Origin of the sequence: Cupriavidus sp. 2TAF22, assembly GCF_052115045.1 — a bacterium.
Taxonomy (GTDB): Bacteria; Pseudomonadota; Gammaproteobacteria; order Burkholderiales; family Burkholderiaceae; genus Cupriavidus.
Map to the genome: position 1 here is coordinate 115,586 of NZ_JBFRFX010000011.1, position 23,163 is coordinate 138,748.

The 23,163-nt window shown below is 68.1% G+C and carries 21 protein-coding genes; 11 read left to right on the plus strand and 10 right to left on the minus strand.

All coding sequences use genetic code 11. The features are described from left to right. Positions 1-237: 237 nt before the first annotated feature. On the minus strand, positions 238-1,275 hold the full coding sequence (locus AB4Z48_RS15215; RefSeq protein ID WP_441615275.1) for a sigma-54 interaction domain-containing protein: 1,038 nt from the start codon (positions 1,273-1,275) through the stop codon (positions 238-240). A 318-nt stretch (positions 1,276-1,593) separates the two neighbouring features. Here AB4Z48_RS15215 and AB4Z48_RS15220 point away from each other — a divergent pair, with 318 nt between their 5' ends. Next, on the plus strand, positions 1,594-3,027 hold the full coding sequence (locus AB4Z48_RS15220) for a sigma-54-dependent transcriptional regulator (RefSeq protein ID WP_441615277.1): 1,434 nt from the start codon (positions 1,594-1,596) through the stop codon (positions 3,025-3,027). 28 nt (positions 3,028-3,055) lie between these two features. Here the strand turns inward: AB4Z48_RS15220 and AB4Z48_RS15225 are convergent, their stop codons facing one another. Continuing rightward, a complete protein-coding gene (locus AB4Z48_RS15225; protein ID WP_441615432.1) occupies positions 3,056-5,548 on the minus strand; it encodes a glycogen/starch/alpha-glucan phosphorylase in 2,493 nt (830 codons plus the stop codon). A 388-nt stretch (positions 5,549-5,936) separates the two neighbouring features. Here AB4Z48_RS15225 and AB4Z48_RS15230 point away from each other — a divergent pair, with 388 nt between their 5' ends. The 3 genes from AB4Z48_RS15230 (at position 5,937) to AB4Z48_RS15240 (ending at position 7,874) form a co-directional block, all read left to right on the plus strand. Further along, entirely contained in the window at positions 5,937-6,764 is an 828-nt protein-coding gene (locus tag AB4Z48_RS15230; protein WP_441615279.1) for a sensor histidine kinase, read from the plus strand. A 272-nt stretch (positions 6,765-7,036) separates the two neighbouring features. Continuing rightward, complete coding sequence (locus AB4Z48_RS15235) at positions 7,037-7,345, plus strand: hypothetical protein (RefSeq protein WP_441615281.1); 309 nt, start codon at positions 7,037-7,039, stop codon at positions 7,343-7,345. Positions 7,346-7,409: 64 nt separating this feature from the next. Continuing rightward, on the plus strand, positions 7,410-7,874 hold the full coding sequence (locus AB4Z48_RS15240; protein ID WP_441615282.1) for a PRC-barrel domain-containing protein: 465 nt from the start codon (positions 7,410-7,412) through the stop codon (positions 7,872-7,874). A gap of 395 nt (positions 7,875-8,269) precedes the next feature. On the opposite strand, the gene AB4Z48_RS15245 is transcribed toward AB4Z48_RS15240, so the two are convergent. From AB4Z48_RS15245 to AB4Z48_RS15275, 7 genes are all read right to left on the minus strand, one after another. Then, a complete protein-coding gene (locus AB4Z48_RS15245) occupies positions 8,270-10,213 on the minus strand; it encodes a hybrid sensor histidine kinase/response regulator (RefSeq protein WP_441615284.1) in 1,944 nt (647 codons plus the stop codon). Between the two features lie 7 nt (positions 10,214-10,220). Further along, on the minus strand, positions 10,221-11,618 hold the full coding sequence (locus tag AB4Z48_RS15250; RefSeq protein ID WP_441615286.1) for a sensor histidine kinase: 1,398 nt from the start codon (positions 11,616-11,618) through the stop codon (positions 10,221-10,223). Then, positions 11,615-12,736 (minus strand): ATP-binding protein, encoded by a 1,122-nt coding sequence (locus tag AB4Z48_RS15255; protein WP_441615288.1) that lies wholly within the window; start codon positions 12,734-12,736, stop codon positions 11,615-11,617. The genes AB4Z48_RS15250 and AB4Z48_RS15255 overlap by 4 nt, the downstream gene beginning before the upstream one ends. Positions 12,737-12,748: 12 nt before the next feature. Continuing rightward, positions 12,749-13,222, minus strand: a complete 474-nt coding sequence (locus tag AB4Z48_RS15260) for an anti-sigma regulatory factor (protein ID WP_441615290.1) — start codon at positions 13,220-13,222, stop codon at positions 12,749-12,751. Further along, entirely contained in the window at positions 13,219-13,572 is a 354-nt protein-coding gene (locus tag AB4Z48_RS15265; protein ID WP_441615292.1) for an STAS domain-containing protein, read from the minus strand. Before AB4Z48_RS15265 ends, AB4Z48_RS15260 begins: the two co-directional genes overlap by 4 nt. Positions 13,573-13,602: 30 nt before the next feature. Then, positions 13,603-14,472, minus strand: coding sequence for an STAS domain-containing protein (locus AB4Z48_RS15270; protein ID WP_441615434.1), 870 nt, complete (start codon positions 14,470-14,472; stop codon positions 13,603-13,605). A gap of 178 nt (positions 14,473-14,650) precedes the next feature. Next, positions 14,651-15,286 carry a type 1 glutamine amidotransferase domain-containing protein gene (locus AB4Z48_RS15275; RefSeq protein WP_441615294.1) on the minus strand — a complete coding sequence of 212 codons (636 nt, stop codon included), beginning with the start codon at positions 15,284-15,286 and terminating at the stop codon, positions 14,651-14,653. 464 nt (positions 15,287-15,750) lie between these two features. Between AB4Z48_RS15275 and nthA the strand changes: the two genes are divergently transcribed. From nthA to AB4Z48_RS15300, 5 genes are all read left to right on the plus strand, one after another. After that, positions 15,751-16,464 carry a nitrile hydratase subunit alpha gene (gene nthA / locus AB4Z48_RS15280; protein ID WP_441615296.1) on the plus strand — a complete coding sequence of 238 codons (714 nt, stop codon included), beginning with the start codon at positions 15,751-15,753 and terminating at the stop codon, positions 16,462-16,464. Further along, positions 16,461-17,132 (plus strand): nitrile hydratase subunit beta, encoded by a 672-nt coding sequence (nthB, locus tag AB4Z48_RS15285; RefSeq protein ID WP_441615298.1) that lies wholly within the window; start codon positions 16,461-16,463, stop codon positions 17,130-17,132. Before nthA ends, nthB begins: the two co-directional genes overlap by 4 nt. 40 nt (positions 17,133-17,172) lie before the next feature. Beyond that, positions 17,173-17,538: a nitrile hydratase accessory protein gene (locus tag AB4Z48_RS15290; protein WP_441615436.1), complete on the plus strand. Its 366-nt coding sequence runs from the start codon at positions 17,173-17,175 to the stop codon at positions 17,536-17,538. A 173-nt stretch (positions 17,539-17,711) separates the two neighbouring features. After that, complete coding sequence (gene ribA, locus AB4Z48_RS15295) at positions 17,712-18,308, plus strand: GTP cyclohydrolase II (RefSeq protein ID WP_441615300.1); 597 nt, start codon at positions 17,712-17,714, stop codon at positions 18,306-18,308. 139 nt (positions 18,309-18,447) lie between these two features. Beyond that, positions 18,448-19,797 (plus strand): sensor histidine kinase, encoded by a 1,350-nt coding sequence (locus AB4Z48_RS15300; RefSeq protein WP_441615302.1) that lies wholly within the window; start codon positions 18,448-18,450, stop codon positions 19,795-19,797. Positions 19,798-19,846: 49 nt separating this feature from the next. On the opposite strand, the gene cqsA is transcribed toward AB4Z48_RS15300, so the two are convergent. Then, positions 19,847-21,187 carry an alpha-hydroxyketone-type quorum-sensing autoinducer synthase gene (gene cqsA, locus AB4Z48_RS15305; protein WP_441615304.1) on the minus strand — a complete coding sequence of 447 codons (1,341 nt, stop codon included), beginning with the start codon at positions 21,185-21,187 and terminating at the stop codon, positions 19,847-19,849. 558 nt (positions 21,188-21,745) lie between these two features. On the opposite strand from cqsA, the gene AB4Z48_RS15310 reads away from it, so the two are divergent. Together AB4Z48_RS15310 and AB4Z48_RS15315 are read left to right on the plus strand one after the other, a co-directional pair. Beyond that, positions 21,746-22,195: a PA2169 family four-helix-bundle protein gene (locus tag AB4Z48_RS15310; protein WP_441615306.1), complete on the plus strand. Its 450-nt coding sequence runs from the start codon at positions 21,746-21,748 to the stop codon at positions 22,193-22,195. Positions 22,196-22,343: 148 nt separating this feature from the next. After that, positions 22,344-23,009, plus strand: coding sequence for a class I SAM-dependent methyltransferase (locus AB4Z48_RS15315; protein WP_441615308.1), 666 nt, complete (start codon positions 22,344-22,346; stop codon positions 23,007-23,009). Positions 23,010-23,163 lie beyond the last annotated feature (154 nt).

The window sequence follows — 23,163 nt, forward strand, 5'->3', positions numbered from 1 at the left end:
GCTGCACCAAGGCCCCACGCACGGTTGCGGCGGGTGCGCAGGGCGAGACTTCGGCGCCGGATGGCGCGTACGGGATGTAAAAACTACAGGGCGCCCGGGCAGATACGGCGGAAAAGGGCGGCAGGCGGGAAGGGGGCGGCCACGCAGCAGGTGACCGGGGAGAGACAAGGCCAGGCTGCGCGCCAGCCGACCTGGCGGTCGGCGCGGCGCCGGTCGTGCTGCCACGCGGGCAGCACGTCAGCCGGCGCGATAGCTGTCCAGGCGGTTGTAGAGGGTTTTCAGGCTGATACCCAGGGAATGGGCGGCCTGGCGCTTGTCGCCGTCATAGCGCGCCAGCGTGGCCAGGATGATCTCGCGCTGTGCATCGGCCAGCGAGGTACCTATGCGTACGTTGACGAAGCCGTCGAGTGTCGCGGGGCGTGGCGGCTGCGTGGCGATGTTCGGATTGGCGATATCGATCACGCGGTCGGCCAGGATAAAGGCGCGGTAGATGGTGTTCTTGAGTTCGCGCACATTGCCGGGCCAGCCGTAGTGGCGCAAGCGCTCCAGCACGGTGGACGAGAACGTCTTCTCGGTGCCTTCCATGGCGTTGAACTCGGCCAGGAAATGCCTGGCCAGTAGCGCGATGTCCTCGCCACGCTCGCGTAGCGGGGGGACATGCAGCGGGAATACGGCCAGGCGATAGAGCAGGTCCTCGCGCAACTGCCCCTCGCGCACGGCTTCGACCGGGTCGCGGTTGGTGGCGGCGAGGATGCGTACGTCGCACACGATCTGCGTATCGCCGCCGACACGGTGGAAGGTGAGGGTCTCGAGCACACGCAGCAGCTTGATCTGCATGTCGGGCGCCATTTCCGTGATTTCGTCGAGAAACAGCGTGCCCCCGCGTGCCTGTTCGAAATAGCCGGCCTTCTGCTGGAAGGCGCCGGTGAAGCCGCCCTTTTCGTGACCGAACAGCTCGGACTCGATCAGCGTGGCCGGAATCGCCCCGCAATTCACCGCCACGAACGGCCCGGCGCGGCGCGCGCTGCGATCGTGCACCGCGCGCGCCACCAGTTCCTTGCCGGTCCCGCTTTCACCCACGGCCAGCATGGTGATCTCGGTGCAGGCCACGCGTTCGACCTGGGCGAGCAGATGCCGCATCACCGGCGAAGTGCTCTGCCACAGCAACGCCACCGCGCCCTGCCCGGCGCCGCGGCGCGGCAGGGCACCCCCTGCCTGCGCGGATCGCGCGGTGGCGGGCGGGGAGGTGGCGACGGTGGGCTGGCTGCTTGTCATCGGCAGTGTCGTGGGGCGCGGGAGCGGCGGGTGATCCGCTGGTGCCCGCGGCAAGGCAGTGGTTGAGCTAATGCTATCGCTTGCGGCGGCGCGAAGCCACTCTTTTGCGTACAAAGCTCAATGTCGGCTTCTCGTGCGTCGTGTTGTCAGACAGACACCGGTATCGCTGTCGCCCATGCCCGCATAAACTATGACTTACCCCGGACTGACCCTCGGCTCCCTGACAGATGTCCAGGCTTGCTGCTGCCGTACCCGCGGGGATCTCCCGCGCCCGCTTGTCGCATCATGCCTTTGGCCGATGGCGCTTCTACGGAATATATGCCTCACATCCTGATCGTCGACGACGATGAAAATACCTGTGCTGCGCTGTCGGAGATCGTGGCGGCCGAAGGCTTTACCTCAGCCACCGCGGGCGACCTGCGCGAGGCTTGCCTGCAGATGGGCTGGCAGATGCCGGACGCCGTGCTGGCCGACCTCAAGCTGCCCGACGGCAGCGGCATGGACCTGTTCAACGAGGTGGGCACGGCCGGCGTGGAAGTGATCCTGATGACCGGCTACGCCAGCGTGGAGTCGGCGGTGGACGCCCTGCGCCTGGGCGCCACGGACTACCTCGTCAAGCCCATCAATGTGACCCGCCTGCGCACCATCCTCAAGCGCATCGCCACCACCGGGGACCTCAAGGCGGAAGTCCACTCCCTGCGCGGCGAGTTGCGCCGCTACGGCCGCTTTGGCCGCTTGCTGGGCAGCTCTGAAGCCATGCAGGTGGTCTACGACCAGCTCGGCAAGGTCGCCCCCACCGAGGCCACCGTACTGCTGGTGGGCGAGAGCGGCACCGGCAAGGAACTGGCCGCCCAGAGCCTGCACGAACTGTCGGCGCGCCGCCGGCAGCCTTTCCTGGCAGTGAACTGCGGTGCGATCTCGCCCACGCTGATCGAGTCCGAGATGTTCGGCCATGAGCGCGGCAGCTTTACCGGCGCCGAGCGCCAGCACAAGGGCTACTTCGAGCGGGCCAACGGCGGCACCTTGTTTCTCGATGAAATCACCGAGATGCCGGTGGAGCTGCAGGTCAAGCTGCTGCGCGTGCTGGAATCAGGCGCCTTCATGCGGGTCGGCACCAATCGCGAACTGCATGCCGATGTGCGCGTGGTGGCCGCGACCAACCGCAATCCGGAGGACGCAGTGGCCGAAGGCAAACTGCGCGCCGATCTCTATCACCGCCTCAATGTGTTCCCGATCGAGCTGCCGCCCTTGCGCGCGCGCGGCGACGATGTGGTGCAGATCGCCAATACGCTGCTCGAACAGTTGAACGGCGAGCAAGGTACCCGGCGTCGCTTCGCGCCGGAACTGCTCGACAGCCTGCTGTTGCATGCCTGGCCAGGCAATGTGCGCGAGCTGCGCAACTTCGTGCAGCGTGCCTACATCATGGCCGACCAGGACCTGATCGCGGACGCTCACGTGCCGCTGCAGGTGGCGGCCACCACCTCGGCAGCCACGGCGATGGTGTCGGTGCCGGTGGGCATCTCGCTGGCGGACGCGGATCGCCAGCTGATCTTCGCCACGCTCGAGCAATGCTCGGGCGTCAAGAAGCACGCCGCCGAGATCCTCGGCATCAGCCTCAAGACGCTTTACAACCGGCTCGAAGAATATGCCTCGCGCGGCGAGCTGCCCGAATCGCTGCGTGCCAACGGCACCAGCCCCGGCGGCGCGGCAGGGATGGGTCCGGCACAGGGTGGCAGCTCGGCGCCAGGCTAGCGTGGGTGCCACCCGGGCCGGCACCGGTTCAGGCATCGGCCAGCTGGCGCCGCCGGCGCTGTGCGGCAAGACCGTCGCCGGCCTGCTGCAGCAGCGGCACCGGCACGGGGCGCACATGCCAGATGCGCGAGCAGTATTCCTGGATGGCACGATCGGACGAAAAATGGCCAGAGCGCGCCGACGACAGCACCGACATGCGCTGCCAGCGCTCGCGGTCCGCGTAGGCGGCGCTCACATCCTGCTGGCAATGCAGGTAGGAGGCGAAATCCGCCAGCAGCAGGTAGGGATCGTGCTGCAGCAGCCCGTCGAACAGCGGCTGGAACACCGCCGCGTCCCCCTTGGCGAAGAAGCCCTGGCGCGCCAGCCCGATCACCGCGCGCAGCTCGGCATTGCCATCGTAAAAGCTGGCCGGCCGGTAGCCCGCTGCCTTCAGCGCATAGACCTCCGCCGCCGTCAGCCCGAAGGGGAAGAAATTGTCGGCGCCGATATGGTCGCGCAGTTCGATATTGGCGCCATCCATGGTGCCAATGGTGATGGCGCCATTCATGGCGAACTTCATATTGCCGGTGCCGGAGGCTTCCTTGCCCGCCAGCGAGATCTGCTCGGAGAGGTCGGCGGCCGGGTAGATGCGCTGGCCATGGGTCACGTTGAAGTTGGGCAGGAACACCACCTTGAGCCGGTCGCGTACCTGCGGGTCGCGGTTGATCACCTCGCCCACCGCGGTGATGAAGCGGATCATCAGCTTGGCGTAGTGATAGCCGGGCGCGGCCTTGCCCGCGAACAGGAAGGTGCGCGGCGCGATCTCCGCATGCGGATCGGACTTGATGCGGTGGTACAGCGCGACGATATGCAGCACCGCCAGGTGCTGGCGCTTGTATTCGTGGATGCGCTTGACCATCACGTCGAACATCGAATCGGGATCGACCACCACGCCGGTGCAATCACGGATCACCGCGGCCAGGTCAATCTTGTTGGCGCGCCGCACCGCATGCCACTGCTCGCGAAAGGCCGGGTCGTCGGCAAGGGGCTCGAGCGCGCGCAGCCCGGACAGGTCGCGTATCCAGCCGTCGCCGATGGCATCGCACGCCAGCCTGGTCAGGCGCGGGTTGGCCAGCGCGATCCAGCGCCGCGGCGTGACGCCGTTGGTGACGCTGGTGAATTTCTCGGGCCACATCTCGTGGAAATCCTTGAGCACATCCTGCTGCATCAGGCGCGAATGCAGCTCCGCCACGCCATTGATGGCATGGCTGCCGACGCACGCCAGGTGGGCCATGCGCACATAGCGCGGCGGGTGCTCGTCGATCAGCGACAGGCGTGCCAGGCGCGAGTCGTCGCCGTAGAAGCGGATGCGTACCTCGTCGAGGAAGCGCGCATTGATCTCGTAGATGATTTCCAGGTGGCGCGGCAGGATGCGGCCGAACAACGGCAGCGGCCAGCGCTCCAGCGCCTCCGGCAGCAGCGTGTGGTTGGTGTAGGCAAAGGCCTGCCGCGTGATCTGCCACGCGTGGTCCCACGGCAGGTCGTGATCGTCCACCAGCAGGCGCATCAGCTCGGCGATGCCGATCGACGGGTGCGTGTCGTTGAGCTGCACCGCGAACTTCTCGTGAAAGCGCGTGAGCGGGATGTCGTGCGCATCGAGCAGGCGCAGCATGTCCTGCAGCGAACACGAGACGAAGAAATACTGCTGCTCCAGGCGCAGCTCCTTGCCTTGCTGGGTTTCGTCGTTGGGGTAGAGCACCTTGGTCAGGTTTTCCGAGGTCACCTTCTTGCTGACCGCGCCGAGGTAGTCGCCGCGGTTGAAGACGTTGAAGTCGAAGGCCTCGGTGGCCTCCGCGCGCCACAGGCGCAGCGTGTTGACGGTATTGACGCGGTAGCCCAGGATCGGCGAGTCGAACGGCACGCCCACCACCGTCTTGTCCGGCACCCAGCGCACGCGGTAGTGCCCGCGGTCGTCGGTGTAGCGCTCGGTATGCCCGCCGAGCTTGACCTGCACGGCCCATTCGGAGCGCTGGATTTCCCACGGATTGCCGTTGCGCAGCCAGGTATCGGTGCTCTCCACCTGCATGCCGTCGACGATGGACTGGTGGAAGATGCCGTACTCATAGCGGATGCCATAGCCCAGCGCCGGCATTTCCAGCGTGGCAAGCGAATCGATGAAGCAGGCCGCCAGCCGGCCCAGGCCACCGTTGCCCAGGCCCGGCTCTTCCTCTTGCGCGAGGATGTCGTCCAGGTTCAGCCCCAGTTCCGTCATGGCCTCGCGCACTTCGTCGAGGATGCCAAGGTTGACGAGGTTGTTGCCCAGGTGCGGGCCCATCAGGAACTCCGCGGAGAGATACGCCACGGTGCGCGATGGCTGGCCCAGGTAGGCTTCGGCCGTGCTGATCCAGCGCTGCACCAGCCGGTCGCGCACGGTGTGGGCGAGAGCCTGGTAAAGATCGTTGCCGCTGGCCAGCCCCGGCAGCTTGGCCTGCGTATAGAACAAGTGGTCGAGGAAGGCGCGCCGGATCGTGGTGCTGGACATCGCGGTGCGCGTGTCGTGGGCAGGATGAGGGGCGGGCGCTGCGGGGTGCGGGGCCCTGGTAGCCCTGGCGCTGCCGAGATCGTTCGGGACGTGCGGGACAAGCGGGTCGTTCGGCTCGGTATCTGCCGTCATCGGGATCCTCCTGTGGGACATGTTCGCGATCACGGGCGGGCATGCCGCGCGCAAGCGCTGGCGCGCAGCGCACTGCGCGGTGCCAGATGCGGCGCAGGGTGTGGCGCAGCCGCGCCTGTTCCCCTTGATCGTAGACAAGATTTGGCCGGGCAGGTGCCCGGATTGCGGTCCCGGCCCGCGCGCAGGCAGGGGTGCCGCGCACGCGGTATGCTTATTGCATGGCAACTGGGCAAGCAGGCCGCCCGCAAAGGTTTCGATGTCGCAGCAACATTCCCCCTCCGAGAACACGCACGGCAGTGGCGACGCAGGCCAGTCCGGTGACAGCTGCGCGCCCGGCGAGGTCAGCAGTAGCGCGGAAGTCGCCAGCCTGATAGCCCAGGTGGCGCATGACCTGCGCTCCGCGCTCAACGGGGTGCAGAGCTGGGCTTACGTGCTCGATCACACGCTGGAAACACCCCCGACCGCGGCGCAGCGCGCGCTGGCCGGGATCCGCACCGGCATGCTGCAGCAGATAGCGCTCATCGAACACATGGAAGAGGCCGTGGCCTTGCTGGCCGATGAAAGTGCGCCGCAATGGGAGCAGGTGGACCTGCGCGCGGCGCTGGATACCGCCATGGACGCGACGCGGCCCGTTGCCGAGGGGCGCAGCGTGCTGCTTCGCGCCGGCGGCGCGGACGCACCACTGGGAGCCGCGCCGCTGGTGATCGACGCCGATCCGCGCCGCCTGCTGCCATTGCTGCGGCACCTGCTGGTGCATTGCATCCGCCAGGCACGTACCGGCGATGCGGTGGAGGCGCGGCTCGAACGCGAGGCTGACCAGGTCAAGCTGCGCATCACCGAGAGTCGCACGCCCAGCGAGGCGCGCAAGAATGAGCGCATTTCCGTGCTTTCGGATTTCTTCCACCGGCGCCGGCCGGTGCAGGGTGGGGCAGGCGCGCCGCGCCAGGGTACAGCCCTGATGGTGACCCGGCGCCTGGTGGAAACCCACTGCGCCAGCATCGAGGCCGTAGGGCAGGGCTGTTCGACGGACGGCGAGTCGGTGTGCATCGCGGTGAGCTTCCCGCTGCATATTCCCCGCGCCTGAAGCACAGCATCCAGTCCGCGCCCGTGCCGTAGTTTTTACCGGTTACGGCATAAAGTGCACGGCGGCTGTGCTTGCAGGCGGGTGCGCCCAGCCGGCGCCCCGGCATGCAGCGACGCCGCGCACTTCGCTCGCTCCTTTGCTTTTGCGCCGCGTTTCCCCTTCGATTCCAGCACATTCCCGGGTGTGTCCCGACCGTCGTCCCGGTTGTCCTCCCGCTTGGCCCGCCGCTTGCATGAAGACATGCATTTCCGAATCCTGATCGAGGAGCGACCATGCACAAGGCCAGCCACAAGGAACACGCCAAGCCCGGCAAGCGCCACGGCCATGCCCGCGGCGCGAGCGCTGCCGGCAAGGACGAGGAGAACAAGCAGCCGGCCACCTACCAGCAAGCGGTGGACGAATCGCTGGACATGACCTTTCCCGCCAGCGATCCCATTTCGCCCAGCGCGGCCATGCACGCCGAGAAGCAGACAAGCACGCCGCGTGACGACAAGGACTGGCACCTCACGCCCGGCAGCGAACACCAGCCTGCCGGCGCCAAGCCTGCGGCGCATCGCAAGGGCAAGACGGATAAGCATTGACCCGATACGCATTGACGCCAGCCATGCCGGCAGGACGCACTTGATGATCCAGGAGAACTGACCGATGAATCCCATCGAAACCAACCGTTCCGGCACGCCCGTCCCGGGCGCCGCCATCGTCGGCGAACTACCGGCCGACCGCACCGGCCCCGGCCCCTTCGTCATGGCCGCCGACACGCTGGAGGGCAACAATGTGATCGGCCCCGCCGGGGATGATCTCGGCACCATCGACCACATCATGATCGACGTGCGTGGCGGGCGCGTGGCCTACGCGGTGCTGTCGTTCGGCGGCTTCCTCGGCATCGGCGGGAAACTGTTCGCGCTGCCCTGGTCCGCGCTCACGCTGGACACCCGGCGCAAATGCTTCGTGCTCGGCGTAGACAAGGAAAAGCTCAAGGCCGCGCCAGGCTTCGACAAGGAACACTGGCCGACCATGGCGGATTCGCAATGGGCCACCAGCATCCATGAGTACTACGGGGCCTCGCCGTACTGGGAAGCCGACCATTACGATCCCTGGGTGGGGCGGTAGCGATTGCGTGAGGAGGCCGGAAGACGGCCGGAACATGGCCGGAACACGGCCGGGAGATGGCCGAGAGATGGGGAGCGATAGCTCCCCGTTTTCTTGTCGCGATGGCCCGCGGACAGGGCGCGCCTGCCCCGGCCCCGCGCCATTCCATGGGCGAAGGGAGCAACCCTTCGCCCGGACGGATTGCCGCTGCCAGCCAGCTACCCGCCGGCCCGGGCCCGCTGCGGGGGCGGCGGTGGCAGGTCGCCCGGCGGCGGGTCGTTGACCGGCGTGGGCGGGTCGGGATCCGGGACTGCCGGCGGCTGGATATCAGGCCGCGGCGGCGCCTGGTCGGGTTCGGGGGTAGTGTGAAGCCGTATTTCCATCATTGTCTCCAGGTTCGCGCCGGGCAGCGGCCGTCAGGCCGTCTCGCCCAGCTCGTCGAGAATCTTCGATAGCGCATCCAGGTCGACCGGCTTGACCAGGTGGCGGTCGAAGCCGGCTTCGCTGGTCCGCTGGCGGTCGGCGGGCTGGCTGTAGCCGGTCAGCGCCACCAGGCGCACGTGCTGCAGCTCCGGAATGGCGCGCAGGCGCTGGGCGATCTCGAAACCGTCCATGGCCGGCATGCCGAGGTCCAGCAAGATGACATCGGGTTGCGCCTTGACCGCGCGCACGATGGCGGCGGGGCCGTCGATCGCGGTGATCACGGTATGCCCCATGGCTTCGAGCGTCAGGGCAATGGCTTCCAGTGCGTCAATGTTGTCGTCCACCACCATCACCGTGCGTGGCACGCCGGGTGCCGGCCTCGACGTACCCGTGGCCGGCTTCCAGCTTTGCCAGGGCTGGGCCGGCAGAGTGACCACGAAGGCGCAGCCCAGCGCGGGGCCGGCGCTTTCGGCATGCACGCTGCCGCCGTGCAGCTTCACCAGTTTCTGTACCAGCGACAGGCCGATGCCCATGCCTTCCTGGCCGCCGGGGCCGGTCTTGTCGCCGTGGTGCGCGGTGGCGGGGTCGAAGACGGCCTGCAGGGCCTGGGGCGAGAGGCCCGGACCGTTGTCCAGCACCTTGACGGTCAGCAGCTTGCCGTCGTTGGTGACTTCGACCGCGAGCTGGCCGCCGGGCTGGGTGTAGCGCGCGGCGTTGTGCAGCAGGTTGCTGAAGATCTGGGTCAGCCGCACCAGGTCGCCGCGCACCGGCATGGGCCCTTCCGGCACGCTCAGGCGCAGCGTGTGGCTGCGCGATTCGATCAGCGGACGCACGGCTTCCACTGCGGTGCTGAGCGCGGTGCGCAGCTCCACCAGGTCGTCGCGCAGCACGATGCGGCCCTGCGTGAAGCGGGCGATGTCGAGCAGGTCGTCCACCAGCCGCGTCAGGTGGTGGAGCTGGCGGGCGATGATGTCGCGCGCCTTGAAGCTGTCTTCGCGCGAGGGAGCGCAGTGCATCAGCAGGTCGGCGGCGCTGCGCATCGGCGCGAGCGGATTGCGCAGTTCATGCGCCAGCATGGCGAGGAACTCGTCCTTGCGGCGATCTTCCTCCAGCAGCATGCGTTCGGCGCGCTTCTGGCGGGTGATGTCCTGGTAGATGCCCGCCACGCGGTAGAAGTTGCCGCCCGTGTCGGAGACGGGAAAGGCGCGCGCGCGGACCTCGCGTATTTCGCCGTCGCCGCGGATCACCTGGAACTCGGCATCCATGTGGCCGTTCTTCATCATGGCGTCGAAGGCTTGCGCCACGCGCGTGCGTTCGCCGGGGTCCACCCAGTCGAGCCAGCGAAGCGGGCTGCGCCTGAGCTCATCCACCGGCCGGTCCCACAGTTGCGCGAAGGACGGGCTGATGAAGAGGAACTCGGGTTCGGCCGGGTCGAGGATCCACAGCACGTCGGACAGGTTATCGGCGAGCTGGCGCAGCAGTTCCTCGCTCTCGCGCAATGCGCGCGACGTCTGCCGGGCTTCCTCCTCGGCCTTGCGCATGCGCAGCAGGGCGTTGATGCTCGACACCAGCTCTTCGGCTTCCACCGGCTCGATCAGGAAGCTGTCGGCACCGCCATCGAGCGCCTGCACGCGGTGGCGCGATTCGGTCAGCGCGGCCGATGTCTGCAGCACCAGCGTCGCGGCCGTCTCGGGATCGCTCTTGATCAGCCGGCACACTTCGAGCCCGTCGATATCGGGCAGCTTCACATCCAGCAGCACCAGGTCCGGCGCGTGCTGGCGCACCAGGGAGAGCGCGGCCTGGCCGCTGGCCGCATCCAGTACGGAGAAGCCGGCACGCCGCAGGATGCGGCCCTTCACGTAGCGGGGTCCGTCGCYGTCGTCGACGTTGAGGATCAGGGGTCGCGCGGGGGCGTCTTGGCGTAGTGGGATGTTCATGGCGAACTCAACGATGTTGGGCGTCGGACGCAGCGGCCGGGCGCGCTCGGGCGGGACAATGGGCGGGGATCATCAGCGTGAAGATGGATCCCTTGCCCACCTCGCTCTGGACATGGATCTTCCCGTGCAGAAGGTCGGCAAGCTGGCGGCACAGCGGCAGGCCGAGGCCTGTGCCCTTGACGCGGTGCTGCAGGGGGTTGGCGATCTGCGTGAATTCCTCGAACACCACCGGCAGGTGCCCGGGCGCGATGCCGATGCCGGTATCGGCCACCGTCACCACCAGCTGGTCGGTGGCGGGCAGGTACTGCGCGCCGACGCGGACCTCGCCGTGCTCGGTGTACTTGAGCGCGTTGGAGACGAAGTTGCGCAGGATCTGCGCGAGCTTGCCTTCGTCGGTATGCAGCGGCGGGATATGGTCGACGGCACTGATCATCAGCTCGACCTCGGCGCTGTGCTGGAGCGGGCGCATCATGCCGCGCAGCGCGCTGAAGGTATTGTCCAGCGTGAAATCCGACAGGCTCAGCTCGGTCTTGCCCGAAGCGATCTTGGCCAGGTCGAGCAGGTCGTCCACCAGTTGGGCCAGCGATTCCGCGGCGTGCCGCACCATGGTCACCTGGTGCACCTGCTCGGCGTTGAGCGGTCCGTCGGTCTGGTCGAGCAGCAGGCCGGACAGCGCACGGATGGAGCTCAGCGGCGTGCGCAGCTCGTGGCTGACGTTGGACAAGAAGCGGCTCTTGGTTTCGTCCGCCACGCGCAGGCGGTCCGCGCGGTCATCGAGTTCGGCATACAGCGCCACCACGCCGCGGTTGGTATCGGCCAGTTCGTTGGCAAGCAGCTCCAGCTCGCGCTGGCGCGCCGCGAGTTCGTGCAGGGTGCCGGCCAGCTCACGGTTCTGCTCGCGCAGCTCGCTCAAGATCAGGTCGGGGGCGCGGTCCAGGCAGCGCTCGGACAGCGCGGCCAGCGCCGCCGGCGCCGATTCCGGCGCGCTCGCCGGCAGGCGCCGGTGGATCGCCAGGCGTTCCCGGGCCGTGCCTTCCTCTTCCAGCGACCAGCTGTCGGCCAGGGCGACCGCATGGAGCAGCGCCTGCGCCGAGGGGTCGCCGGGAGCGACTTCGCCGCGCAGCATGCGCGCCAGCGTGGCGATCGCGGCGGGCGCGGCGTCGACGGTGATGGCCAGTTCGCGCTCGGCGTGCTCCCTGCCTTCGCCGCGGATCAAGCGCGCGCACAGGGTGCGTGGCCCGTCCATGGAAAGCAGCAGGCGCGCCAGTTCGGATACGGTGGTGGCGATCGCGGTCTGCTCGATGGCCGAGAAGCCCAGTGTGGCCGCGGCGCTGCGCGCGGCCTGGCGCGCCAGCACCACATCGGTATCGGCGCGCAGGACCAGCTGGAAGAGGGGCAGTCTCATGACCGGGCTCCCTCGCCAGCGTCAGGCACCGCTCGGGCGCCATCCCCGGCGGCGTCCTGCACGCGCGGGGCATACGACTGGCATTCGCTGCTGCGCTTGCACACGATCACGGTGACATCGTCATGCCCGCGCGCGAAATCGCGGTACAGCACCGCCGCCACGACGGCAGGGTGGCGCGCATGCAGGCCCGGGTAATTATCCAGGTCCCAGTGCGAGCCCAGGCCGTCGCTATGGAGGACGAGCAAGGTCTCGGCCGGCCACGGCGCCTCCACCTCGGTGACCTTGCGCATGATATAGCCGACGATGCCATTGTGGGAGATCAGCTGCCGCCGGTTGCCGGAGCCGCCGAGCGCGCCGGGCGAATACACGCAGGCGGAAATATTGCCGATGCCGGCAAAACGCACGCTGCCGGGGTCGGAATCGATGCGGGCTACCGCCACGGCCGCACCGCGCGTGGCGCGCAGCGCGGCATGCGCGTGCCCGATCAGCACGGCGGGTGCCACGAAGGCGTGCGCCGCGGCAACCCGCTTGGCGGCCTCGGCCGCGCGCGCGGCGTCGGGTCCGTGGCCCAGGCCGTCGGCCACCACCAGGCTCGACAAGGCGCGCGCCGAACTGGCATGCCAGCCGTCGCCGCATTCCGTTTCGCCGGTCATCGGCACGCAAACCGCGCCCACCGACACCGCCGGCAGTGCAGGCTCGACCGGCCGGTCCGACGGCGCGAGCGTCATGCGCAGGACGGTGCCTTTGCCGGGTGCGCTGTAGATGTCGAATGCCGTGGCAAGCCGGCCCATCGCACCCAGCCCGTTGCCTGCCGTGCCGGTGGTCGAGAAGCCGTCGCGCAGGCTGGCGCCGAGGTCGGCCATGCCGGGTCCGCGGTCGATGGCGATGACTTCGACCTGCGGGGCGGCCGGTCCCGTCGCCTCTTCCTGCAAGGCGCGGATGAGCAGTTCGCCCTCCGTGCCGTACTTCAGGATATTGGTGGCGGCCTCGGACACCGCGATGGCCAGGCGGCCGGTGGCCACCTCGCCGAAGCCGCAGCGGATGGCGAGCTCCGTCACCGTGCGACGCGCTTCGGCGACATGGCTCGCTTCCTGGATCAAGGCTCGGATCTGCATCATTTCGTTCCAGCGTCAGAACGCGCCATAGCGGGCGATCGTCACGGTTGTTCCCTGGCCGGGCGCGGTCACGATATCGAAGGCGTCGGACAGCCTGCGCGCGCCGCCCAGGCCGAGGCCCATGCCGTTGCCGGTGGTAAAGCCGTCGCGCAGCGCCTCCTGCACGTCGGCGATGCCCGGCCCCTGGTCGACGAAGCGCAACTGCACGCCGCGCCGTCCGCTGGCAGCCACGGTGGCGATTTCCGCGTGCCCGCCGCCACCGTGGATCACGGTGTTGCGCGCCAGCTCGCTCGCCGCCGTGACCAGCTTGGTCTGGTCCACCAGGCTCATGCCCTGCGCCACGGCCAGGTCGCGCACCAGCTTGCGCAGGCGCACCACGTCCTCGCTCGACTGCAGCGCAACCTGCTGCGGCGCGACGCCTCCGGTGTCCGGCGCGGCGTGGTGCAGCCACGAGGACTGCGCAGCGATGGCGCCGTCATAGCGGTTCATGCGTCCGCCTGCAGCAGGGTCATGCCGCGCTCGACGTTCAGCGCCGTGCGCACCCCGTCCAGCGTGACCCCCAGTTCGACCAGGGTGATCGCCACCGCGGGCTGCATGCCGACCACGACGGTCTCGGCATCCAGCACCCGCGCGATGGCGGCGGTATTGCCAATCATGCGGCCGATGAAGGAATCGACCAGGTCCAGCGCGGAGATGTCGATCAGCACGCCCTTGGCGCGCTCCTTGACAATGCGCTCGGACAGGTCTTCCTGCAGGGTCAGGGCCAGCCTGTCGTGCATGTCCACCTGGATCGTCACCAGCAGCAGGCGTCCCATGCGGAGGATTGGAATGCGCTCCATATCGCGTGTCGGTCCTTGTGCGTGCGTTGGCTAGTGCGACCCGGCGCTGCCGATCGAGCCGCCGGTCCGCTTGAGGGCCACCTGGAATGCATCTGCCAGGGTTGCCTTGGTGGTCACGTTGGCGAGGTCCACGCCCAGGTGGACGATGGTCTGCGCGATCTGCGGGCGGATGCCGCTGATGATGCAGTCCGCACCCATCAGGCGCGCTGCGGCCACGGTCTTGAGCAGATGCTGCGCGACCAGGGTGTCCACGGTCGGCACGCCGGTGATGTCGATGATGGCAATCGATGCGCCGGACTCCACGATCTTCTGCAGCAGGCTTTCCATCACGGTCTGCGTGCGCGCGCTGTCCAGCGTGCCGATCAGCGGCAGGGCCAGGATGTCATCCCACAGCTGGACCACAGGGGTGGAGAGTTCCATCAGCTCGCGTTGCTGGCGCGCGATGACCTCCTCGCGGCTGTTCTGGTAGAGCGTGGTGGTGTAAAGCCCGAGCTTGTCGAGCAGGGCGCTGACCGCCCAGGTCTGATCCGCCAGTTGCGCGGGGCTGTTCGCCAGCGCCTTGCGCAGCCGCACGAACACCGGCTGCTTGAGCGAGAACACGAAGGTAGCGGTATCCGCTGCCGAAAAGCCTTCGCGCGCGCGGCGGCGCGAGATGTCGGCCAGCACGCCGCGCACGCGCTCCCACGCCGGCGTCTCCAGGTCGGGTGCGGCGCCGGCCCGCAGCGCTTCGCGCAAGCCGTGCAGGAAGCGCTGGGCCTGGTCCCGCAGATCGGCTGCGGACAGGCGCTGCCCACCGGGCTCTGCCAGTTGCAGTCCGACCCATTCATCCAGCAACTGGTCCATCTCGTTTGTAAAAACTACAAGAAAGTCCGGGCTCGGATCGGTAGATTCTGCATGCAGCGTGTGCGCCACGATTTTCCCCTGGGATGCGGTTGACGATGGTTGGTCCTTGTCAGCAACGGGCTGCGGGTGGCGGGTGGAGTCCCCGCCGCCCGGCGCCGCTCCGTGTGGCAGCCGTATCGCGCAAAAGCCGTGCCCGCTTGTAGGACGGTGCCGTCAGCGCGCTGCCGGCGCTGTCCTACATGGCCTGCCGGCGCCGCGGGGCGCCATTGTCCTGGCCAGCGCCCGCGCCCGCGCCGGCACTGAACAGCGCTACCATTTCGCGGTTGAAGGCAGGAATGTCGTCGGGCTTGCGGCTGCTGACCCAGTTGCCGTCGCGTACGACTTCGCGGTCCACCCATTCGCCGCCGGCATTGCGGATGTCGTCGGCCAGCGAAGGCCAGCTGGTCAGGGTGCGCCCCCTGACCATGCCCGCCGATACCAGCAGCCACGCGCCGTGGCAGATCACTGCCACCGGCTTGCCGTCGTCCTGGATTCGCCTGACGAAGCGTTGTGCCTCGGCGTTGGTGCGCAGCGTGTCGGCGTTCATGACCCCGCCGGGCAGCATGACGGCGTCGAATTCCTCGGGGCGGGCGTCGGACAGGACGGCCTGCACGTCGAAGCGGTCGGCCTTGCTGTCGTGATGGGCGCCCTGGACCTGGCCGGCCTGCGGGGCCACGATCACCGTGGTGGCGCCCGCCTGCTGCAGCGCCTGGCGCGGGCCGGTGAGCTCGACCTGCTCGAACATGTCGGTGACCAGCAGCGCGACGCGCTTGCCGGCCAGTTCGGTGGGGCTATGGTCGGTGTGAGGCATGTGGGGACGATCCTGATTCATGTGCAACTCCTGGCTTCGGCCGGCCGGAGAGGCCGGCACTACGGGGAAAAGGGAAAAACGGGACGGAAAGAATCCGCGCGGCAGGGGCAGGGCGGCAGCATGGTCCGCCGCCTGGCCACCGTGTAGCTTTGGCGTGCGCGTGTAAAACCGGCATGTGCGGCCTGCCCGCAGCCAGGCGCCGGCTGACTTGCGCGCGGCTTTGCCCCAGTGCGCCTGCGCGCCTGGCTTGACTCCTGACAACACGGGCAGCGCGCGCCCGGCATGCCTTGGGGAGTGGCAATAACCATGCCCCGCCGGCGCTTGGCAAGCGGCGCACGGCGGTGTCTGGCCGACCGGCCATGCGCTTGCCGGACCGTGCCGGAGCGCGGCTGGCAGACGCTGGCGGCCAATTGCCAAGCGACGCCGGCGTGGCCATACTGAGCACTTGCGACGCTTGTCGCCACGCCAGCCCACCCCCGACGCCGATGCCTTCCGATCCTTCCGGCCCGTCCGGCAATCCCCCGCGGCACGACCCGCACGATCACGGCCATGGGCACGATCATCATGGCCACGACCATGGCGGCAGCACGCTTTCGGACATGGACCTGCGCGTGCGCGCGCTGGAATCGCTGCTGGTCGAAAAAGGCTACGTCGACCCGGCCGCGCTGGACCTGCTGATCGAGACCTACGAGCAGCGCATCGGCCCCCGCAACGGCGCGCGCGTGGTGGCCAGGGCGTGGGCCGATCCCGCTTACAAGGCATGGCTGCTGGCGGATGCCACCGCCGCCATCGCATCGCTCGGTTTCAGCGGCCGCCAGGGCGAGCACATGCTGGTGCTGGAGAACACGCCCGCCGTCCACAATATGGTGGTCTGCACCCTGTGTTCCTGCTATCCCTGGCCGGTACTCGGGCTGCCGCCTGTCTGGTACAAGTCCGCGCCATACCGCGCGCGCGCCGTGATCGACCCGCGCGGCGTACTGCGCGACTTCGGCTTTACGCTGCCGGACGCGGTGAAGATCCAGGTGTGGGATTCCACCGCAGAGCTGCGCTACCTGGTGCTGCCGATGCGCCCGGCCGGCACCGATGGCTGGAGCGAGCAGGCGCTGGCGGACCTGGTCACGCGCGACGCCATGATCGGCACTGGCCTGCTGCCCGACGTGGGCGTCCCGGCCACGGCCGGCGCGGAGGTATCGCAATGAATGGCGCGCAAGATCTGGGCGGCATGCAGGGTTTCGGCCCGGTCCGCCCCGAAGCCGGCGAGCCGCCCTTCCACGCCGAGTGGGAGCGCCGCGTGCTGGCGCTGACGCTGGCGATGGGCGCGACCGGCCAGTGGAATATCGACACGTCCCGCGCGGCCCGCGAGAGCCTGCCGCCCGCGCAGTACCTCGGCAGCAGCTATTACCAGATCTGGTTCGAAGGGCTCAAGGCCCTGCTCCTGAAGACGGGCCTGGCCAGCGCGGAGGAAATCGCCAGCGGCCATTGCGCCACGCCACCGGTGGCGCTGGCGCGCGTGCTGGCAGCGGATCAGGTAAGCGGCGCGCTCGCGCGCGGTTCACCGAGCGCGCGGCCGGCCTGCGGCGAGGCGCGCTTCCGGCCCGGCCAGCGCGTGCGCGCCCGCATGATGCATCCGCCCGGCCACACCCGCCTGCCGCGCTATTGCCGCGGGCGCCAGGGCGAGATCGTGGCGGTCCATGGTGCCCATGTCTTTCCCGACGCCAGCGCCACGGGCGCCGGCGAGCAGCCGCAATGGCTCTACACCGTGCGCTTCGACGCCGCCGAACTCTGGGGCCCGGATACGACCGCATCCTCGGTCAGCGTGGATTGCTGGGAGCCCTATCTCGAAGCGGTGGAGGTGGCTCATGGCTGAGGCTGTCGCCGCCGGTTTCACGCCCGACAGGCTGCAGGCCATGCGCGCCGCGCTGCCGGCCCTGCCTTGCGACAGCACCGGCCCGGTCTTCCGCGAGCCCTGGGAGGCACAGGCCTTTGCCATGGCGCTTGCCCTGCACGAGCGCGGCGCCTTTACCTGGCCTGAATGGGCCGCCATCCTGTCGCAGGTGATCCGCGAAGCGCAGGCCGCGGGCGACCCGGACAACGGCGAGCACTACTACCGTTTCTGGCTGACTGCGCTTGAACGCCTCAGCACGGCCAAGGGCCTGGTGGGGACCGATGCGCTGCTGGACCGGCGCGCGGCATGGGCGGCGGCGGCACGCCGTACGCCGCATGGGCAGCCGATCGAGCTGGATGGAAAGGACGGCGGCCAGGCCGACAGTTAAGTGTCTCATGATAAACTTTTGAGTCATTGGAAGCCTGCCGGAAACCCTGCTCGCCCCGTGCCCGCGCCAGCGTCCCTGCGATCCGGCCCCGCTCGTGCTACCTTAGCGGGCTAGACGCTGCCAAAGCGCGCCCCGTTGCCCTGCCGGCAAGGGTGGCGCCACTACCGACTGACATGAATGACACAGAAATCGAGCTGATCGGCTCGGCCCGCCTGCCGACCCGCTTCGGCAAATTCACCGCCCATGCATTCAAGGGCGCCGTTTCGGGCATCGAACACCTGGCGCTGAGCGTCGGCGATATCACCGGCGAGGGCGTGCTGACCCGCCTGCACTCGGAGTGCCTGACCGGCGACGTGTTCGGCTCCTGCCGCTGCGACTGCGGCGAGCAGCTCGAACTCGCGATGGAGAAGATCGCCGAGGAGGGCCGCGGCATCCTGCTGTACCTGCGCGGCCAGGAAGGGCGCGGCATCGGCCTGGGCCACAAGATCCGCGCCTATGCGCTGCAGGACGAAGGCCTGGATACCGTTGACGCCAACCTGGCCCTGGGCCAGGAAATCGACGCCCGCAACTACGCTTTTGCGGCCGATCTGCTGCACCAGTGGGGCGTGAAGTCGATCCGGCTGATGAGCAACAACCCGAAGAAGAAACTGGCGCTCGAAGCCGCCGGCATCACGGTGGTAGAGCAGATGCGCCACATCATCCCGTCGAATGCCGAGAACGAGAAGTACCTGGCCACCAAGCGCGTGCGGATGGGGCATCTGCTGGACTGAGCCCTGAGACCGTGGTGCGGCGGGACCGGCTGGCCCGCCCATCGCAACGCCAAGCTGCGAAAAGAGCACAAAATCAGCCGGCCTCCCGGCGTATCCGGATACACTGGCGTATCGACGCCACCACCAGCCGGTTTGGAACATGCTTGCCCAGATTCAACGCAGTTGCGGTGAAGGTGCGGTGCGCCTTCGCCGGGTGCTTGCCCGGGAAGTTCATCTCGATATCCGCCAGCCGGCCCAGATCAAGCGCATCCGGCTGCTGGGATGGCTGGCGTTCATCGGCTTTCCCGTGTTCTACCTGGTCTGGACGTTCTGGTTCCCGCAGCCGTACGAGAGCCTGACCCTGCGCCTGGTGGCCATGCTGATGTGCCTGCCACTGATCGTGACGCGGGACCTGCGCGACAGGAAATGGCTTCCTGCCTATTTCCTCGTCACGCTGACCTATTGCCTGTCGTTTGTCTTCGTTTATCTGTACCTGATGAACCACGGCAACCTGGTCTGGTCGCAGTCGCTCGTGATCGCGGTGATCATCCTGTTCAACTTCAGCGGCTGGGTGGGGGGTGCCGCCTCGCTGGGCGTGGGCACGGCGGCCGCCTGGCTGGTCTACAACTACGTGACGCCGCCGCCGGCGGGGCTGCTGGCGGTGAACTGGCCGGTGGAGCTGCCCATCATCGGGTTCACCATCTGCACCATCGCCGTCCTCAAGATCGACCAGCGCATCCTGATCCAGGAAAAGCTCGACGGCATGGCGATCGCGCTGGGCACCGTGGCGCATGAACTGCGCACGCCGATCCGCAGCATCGGATCGACCGCGCTGGGCATGGGGCGATACCTGCCCGGCCTGATCCGCTTCTATGAAGAAAACGAGACGCCGGAAAACTCGCTGAACCTGCCGCGCGCGCATTTCGGCCTGCTCAAGGATGCCTTGCCGCGAATCCAGCTCGAGGTCGAGCGCATGAACCATGGCATCGACGTGCTGCTCATCAACGCGCGCGGCGGCGCGGACCGGGAGCCCGGAGATCCGTTCCCGATGGCCCTGGCCGTGCGCGAGGCGCTCAGCCGCTACCCGTTCGAGGCGGGGCAGCGCGAACTCGTGCTGGCGGACCTGGACGACGATTTCCTCGTGCGCGCGGAGCAGAAGCTGCTGGTCATGGTGCTGTTCAACCTGATCAAGAATGCCTTGCACGCGCTGGCGCGAGCCGGTCATGGCGAGATCCGGCTGCGCCTTGAGCAGGGTGCACGGCGCAACCGCCTGGTCTTTCGCGATACCGGCACCGGAATCCCGGAGCGGGAGCTGTCGTCCATCTTCAAGCGCTTCCATACGTATCCGCGCAACGAAGGCACCGGCATCGGCCTGGCGTTCTGCAAGGAAACGCTGGAGGCCTGGGGCGGCCGTATCCACTGCAACTCGATCGAGCACGCCCACACCGAGTTCGTGCTGGAGTTTCCGCTGATCGCGCCCCAGCCTGAAGGCGCCGGCGCGCCGGGCTGACATATTGCCTGGCCGCGCACCCGTGGCAGCGGGTGAACGGCCGCGCCGCTCAGGCCTCGCTACCCGCCATTTCCAGCGCTGCGCGGGCCACGGCATGCTTCGGCGCCGCCGGCCTTGCCAGCGGCGTGCGCTGGCGGCGCTGGCTCGATCGCCAGCCAGCCAGGTTCACTTCGTCGCGGATCTCGGCGCAGACCTGGATCAGCCTTTCGGTTTCCACCGCGGTCAGGCACGCATTCATGGTCAGCCGCATCAGTGCGCGATCTCGTGCCGTGGCCGGCGCGCAGAAGACGGCGCCGAAGATCCCGCGCGACTGCAAGGCGTCGCGCAGCACCAGGGTCTGCTCCTCGGTGCCCGACTCCAGCGCGATGATCTGCTCCGAGCCGGCCGAGACGTTGTAACCCAACTCGGCAAGCGCGCCGCGCACCTGGGCGGAGATGGCATGCAGGCGGGCGCGGCGGTCGTCGGCGGTGACGATGAAATCCGCGGCGGCGTCGAACCAGGCCAGCTCATGGTGCAGCAGCCCCGAGCTGAAGATCGCGGGCCGCGATTCCGCGGCGAAGTAGCCCTTGAACGAAGCGGGGCAGGTAACCAGGCCGGCGCGGCCGCCGAAGGCCTTGGCCAGGCTGGCGGTCTGGAAGTGAACCCGCTGCGACAGGCCGAGCTGCGCCACCAGGCCGGCTCCGCCGGGGCCGTGCGTTCCCAGCGAATGGGATTCGTCGACCACCAGCACGCTGCCGGTGCGCTCGGCCACTTCGACGAAATCGGTCAGCGGGCACAAGCTGCCGTTGGTGCTGTACACCGAGTCCACCACGATGACGCCGGGCCCTTCCTTGCGGATCTGCCGTTCCGCGTGCTCGGCATCGTTGTGCATGAAGGGCACGGCACGCGCGCGCGCCGCGTGGGCGCCTTCCCACAAGGACATATGGGCCAGCATGTCGAGGTAGACGGGCGTGCGCTCGTTGGCGATGCTTTGCAGCAGGCCCACATTGGCGGCCCAGCCGGACTGGCAGAGGATACTGGCCTCGGCACCGGAGAATGCCGCCAGCTTGCGCTCCAGGCGGCTGGTCGGATTGTCGCCGTACTGGAAGACCGCGGACATCAGCAGCTCGCTTTCCGGCCCGCGCATCGCGGTAACCTGGGCCATGACCAGTTCCTGCTCGCCAAGCAGGCTGAGATAGTCGTTGCTGGAAAAGTGCACCGCGTCGGGACCGGGCTGCCTGCCGTGCAACAGATGGCTGCCGCCCCAGCGTTTCTGTACCCGCTCCACTTCGTGCCCCGCGACGCGCGAGGTGATGAAGTCCGGCCATGCCGCGGCAGGCGCCGCAGGCGAGGTTGCGGCTTGACCCGCGTTGCGATCCAGTTCCAGGCAGTTCGTATCCGTTTTGATCATTACATTCCCCAAGGAAGCACTCCGACGAAAAAACCGGCCGCAAAACGGCCGGCGAGAGTCGTTGCAACGCAGGCGCGCTGTCCGTACCCATTGTTCGCAATGTTGGTCTGGAGTGAATCAGGGTGCCTGTGGCAAATTGCGTGTTGCGCCGACAAGGCTATTCTGCCGTGTGGCGGGGAATTCGCCTGTCCGCTTGCGGTCAGTTGTGACGGGATAAGCGCAAAAAGTGTTTGAGACGCCACAAAAACAACGCCGCGCGTGACGGCCGGGGCCGTGCCGCAGGACCCGGCTGACTCGCAGCGGACATCGCGGGCCACAGCAGGTCTCGTCCCGCATGTGCGCGGGAACGTCGTTGCGGCGCAGCGCTGTAGGCGTGCGCCGACAACGTTTCCGGGGGGCGCCCTACAGCCGCCGTCGCGCGGTGTCCTTTATCTTGAAGGGGTGCTGGGCAAGGGGCATCGCCGCCCCGCAGCCGAGCCAGCGTTATCCACAGGTAGCCGTATGACGTCCCCGCGGCGTCATGCTTCTGTCGAACACGAATCCCTCCGAGGAGCTGACATGGCTGAAAAGAACATTTCCGTACTCAACGACCTGATCGAGGTGTCGCGCGATGGCGAGCAAGGGTTCCGCAAGGCAGCGGAAGACGCGCAGAACCCCGAACTGAAGTCGCTGTTCTCCGGGCGCGCGAGCGAGATCGCCGGCGCGGTGGCCGAACTGCAGGCCCAGGTGGCGGCACTGGGCGGCAAGCCCGAGGATCACGGCAGCGTGGCGGGCGCGCTGCATCGCGGCTGGGTCAGCCTGCGCACGGCCGTAGCGGACCGCAGCGACCTCGCCATCCTCGAGGAAACCGAGAAGGGCGAAGATGTGGCCAAGAAGAAATACGCGGATGCGCTGCAGGAAAGCGAACTGGGCTTCGATATCCGTGCGCTGGTGGAGCGCCAGTATCAGGGCGTGCTGCGCAACCACGACCTGATCCGCGACCTGCGCAACCGCTATCGCGCGGCCTGAAGCACGGGCTTCCCGCAGGCCGGCGCGAAGCCGGAACCTGCGGGCCTGGACCTTTGCGCCGAACCCTCGGGCTGACCGTGGCCACGCCTGCTTACCTTCGTGCCGACGCCGGGGATCGGGAGACCGGCTTGCGCGATGGTGCCGCATCATGAAGCCGCCTCTTGTTGTCATCGACAGCGAATCCCCGGGCGAAGCCCCGGATCCCGTAGCCGCGCCGCAGGACATGGGCACATACTTCGATGCGCTCTATGCCAGCAGCGACGATCCCTGGTCTTACCGCACGAGCTGGTACGAGGCGCGCAAGCGTGGCCTGATGCTGGCCATGCTGGACCGGAAGCGCTACCGCTGCGCCTTCGAGCCCGGTTGCGGCAATGGCGAACTGTGCGCGGCGCTGGCGCGCCGCTGCGACAGCCTGCTGGCGGCCGACATGCATCCGCGCGCCGTGGAGGCCGCGCGCCAGCGACTAGCCGGCATTCCCAATGTGCGCGTGATGCAGCTCACCGTGCCCGAGGCGTGGCCGCGCGCCAGCTTCGAGCTGATCGTGATCAGCGAGCTGGCTTACTACCTGCCGGAAGATCAGGTAGCCAAGCTGGGCCGGCGTGTACGGCGCTCGCTGGTACACGGCGGCCTGCTGCTGGCGTGTCACTGGCGTCATCCCTTCGCCGGGCGCCGGGTGCCGCCCGAGCGTGCCCATGCGCTGCTGGAGAAACACACGGGCCTGCCCTGCATTGCCACCCATGCGGAGGCGGATTTCCTCATGCAAGCCTGGTTGCGCGGCAGCGGCTCGGTGGCCTCGCGGGAGGGCATCGCATGATCGGCATGATCGTCCGCTTGTACTGTGGTACGGCGGTACGGCGCATCGAGGCCGCAGTGGCCGCAGTGGCGTGGCCGTGGAGGCCGCGGGGCGCCGCGATTGGCATCTCGCTGCAAAGCCTTCTAAGATCAAGGCTCATCTCCCTTGCCCAGGA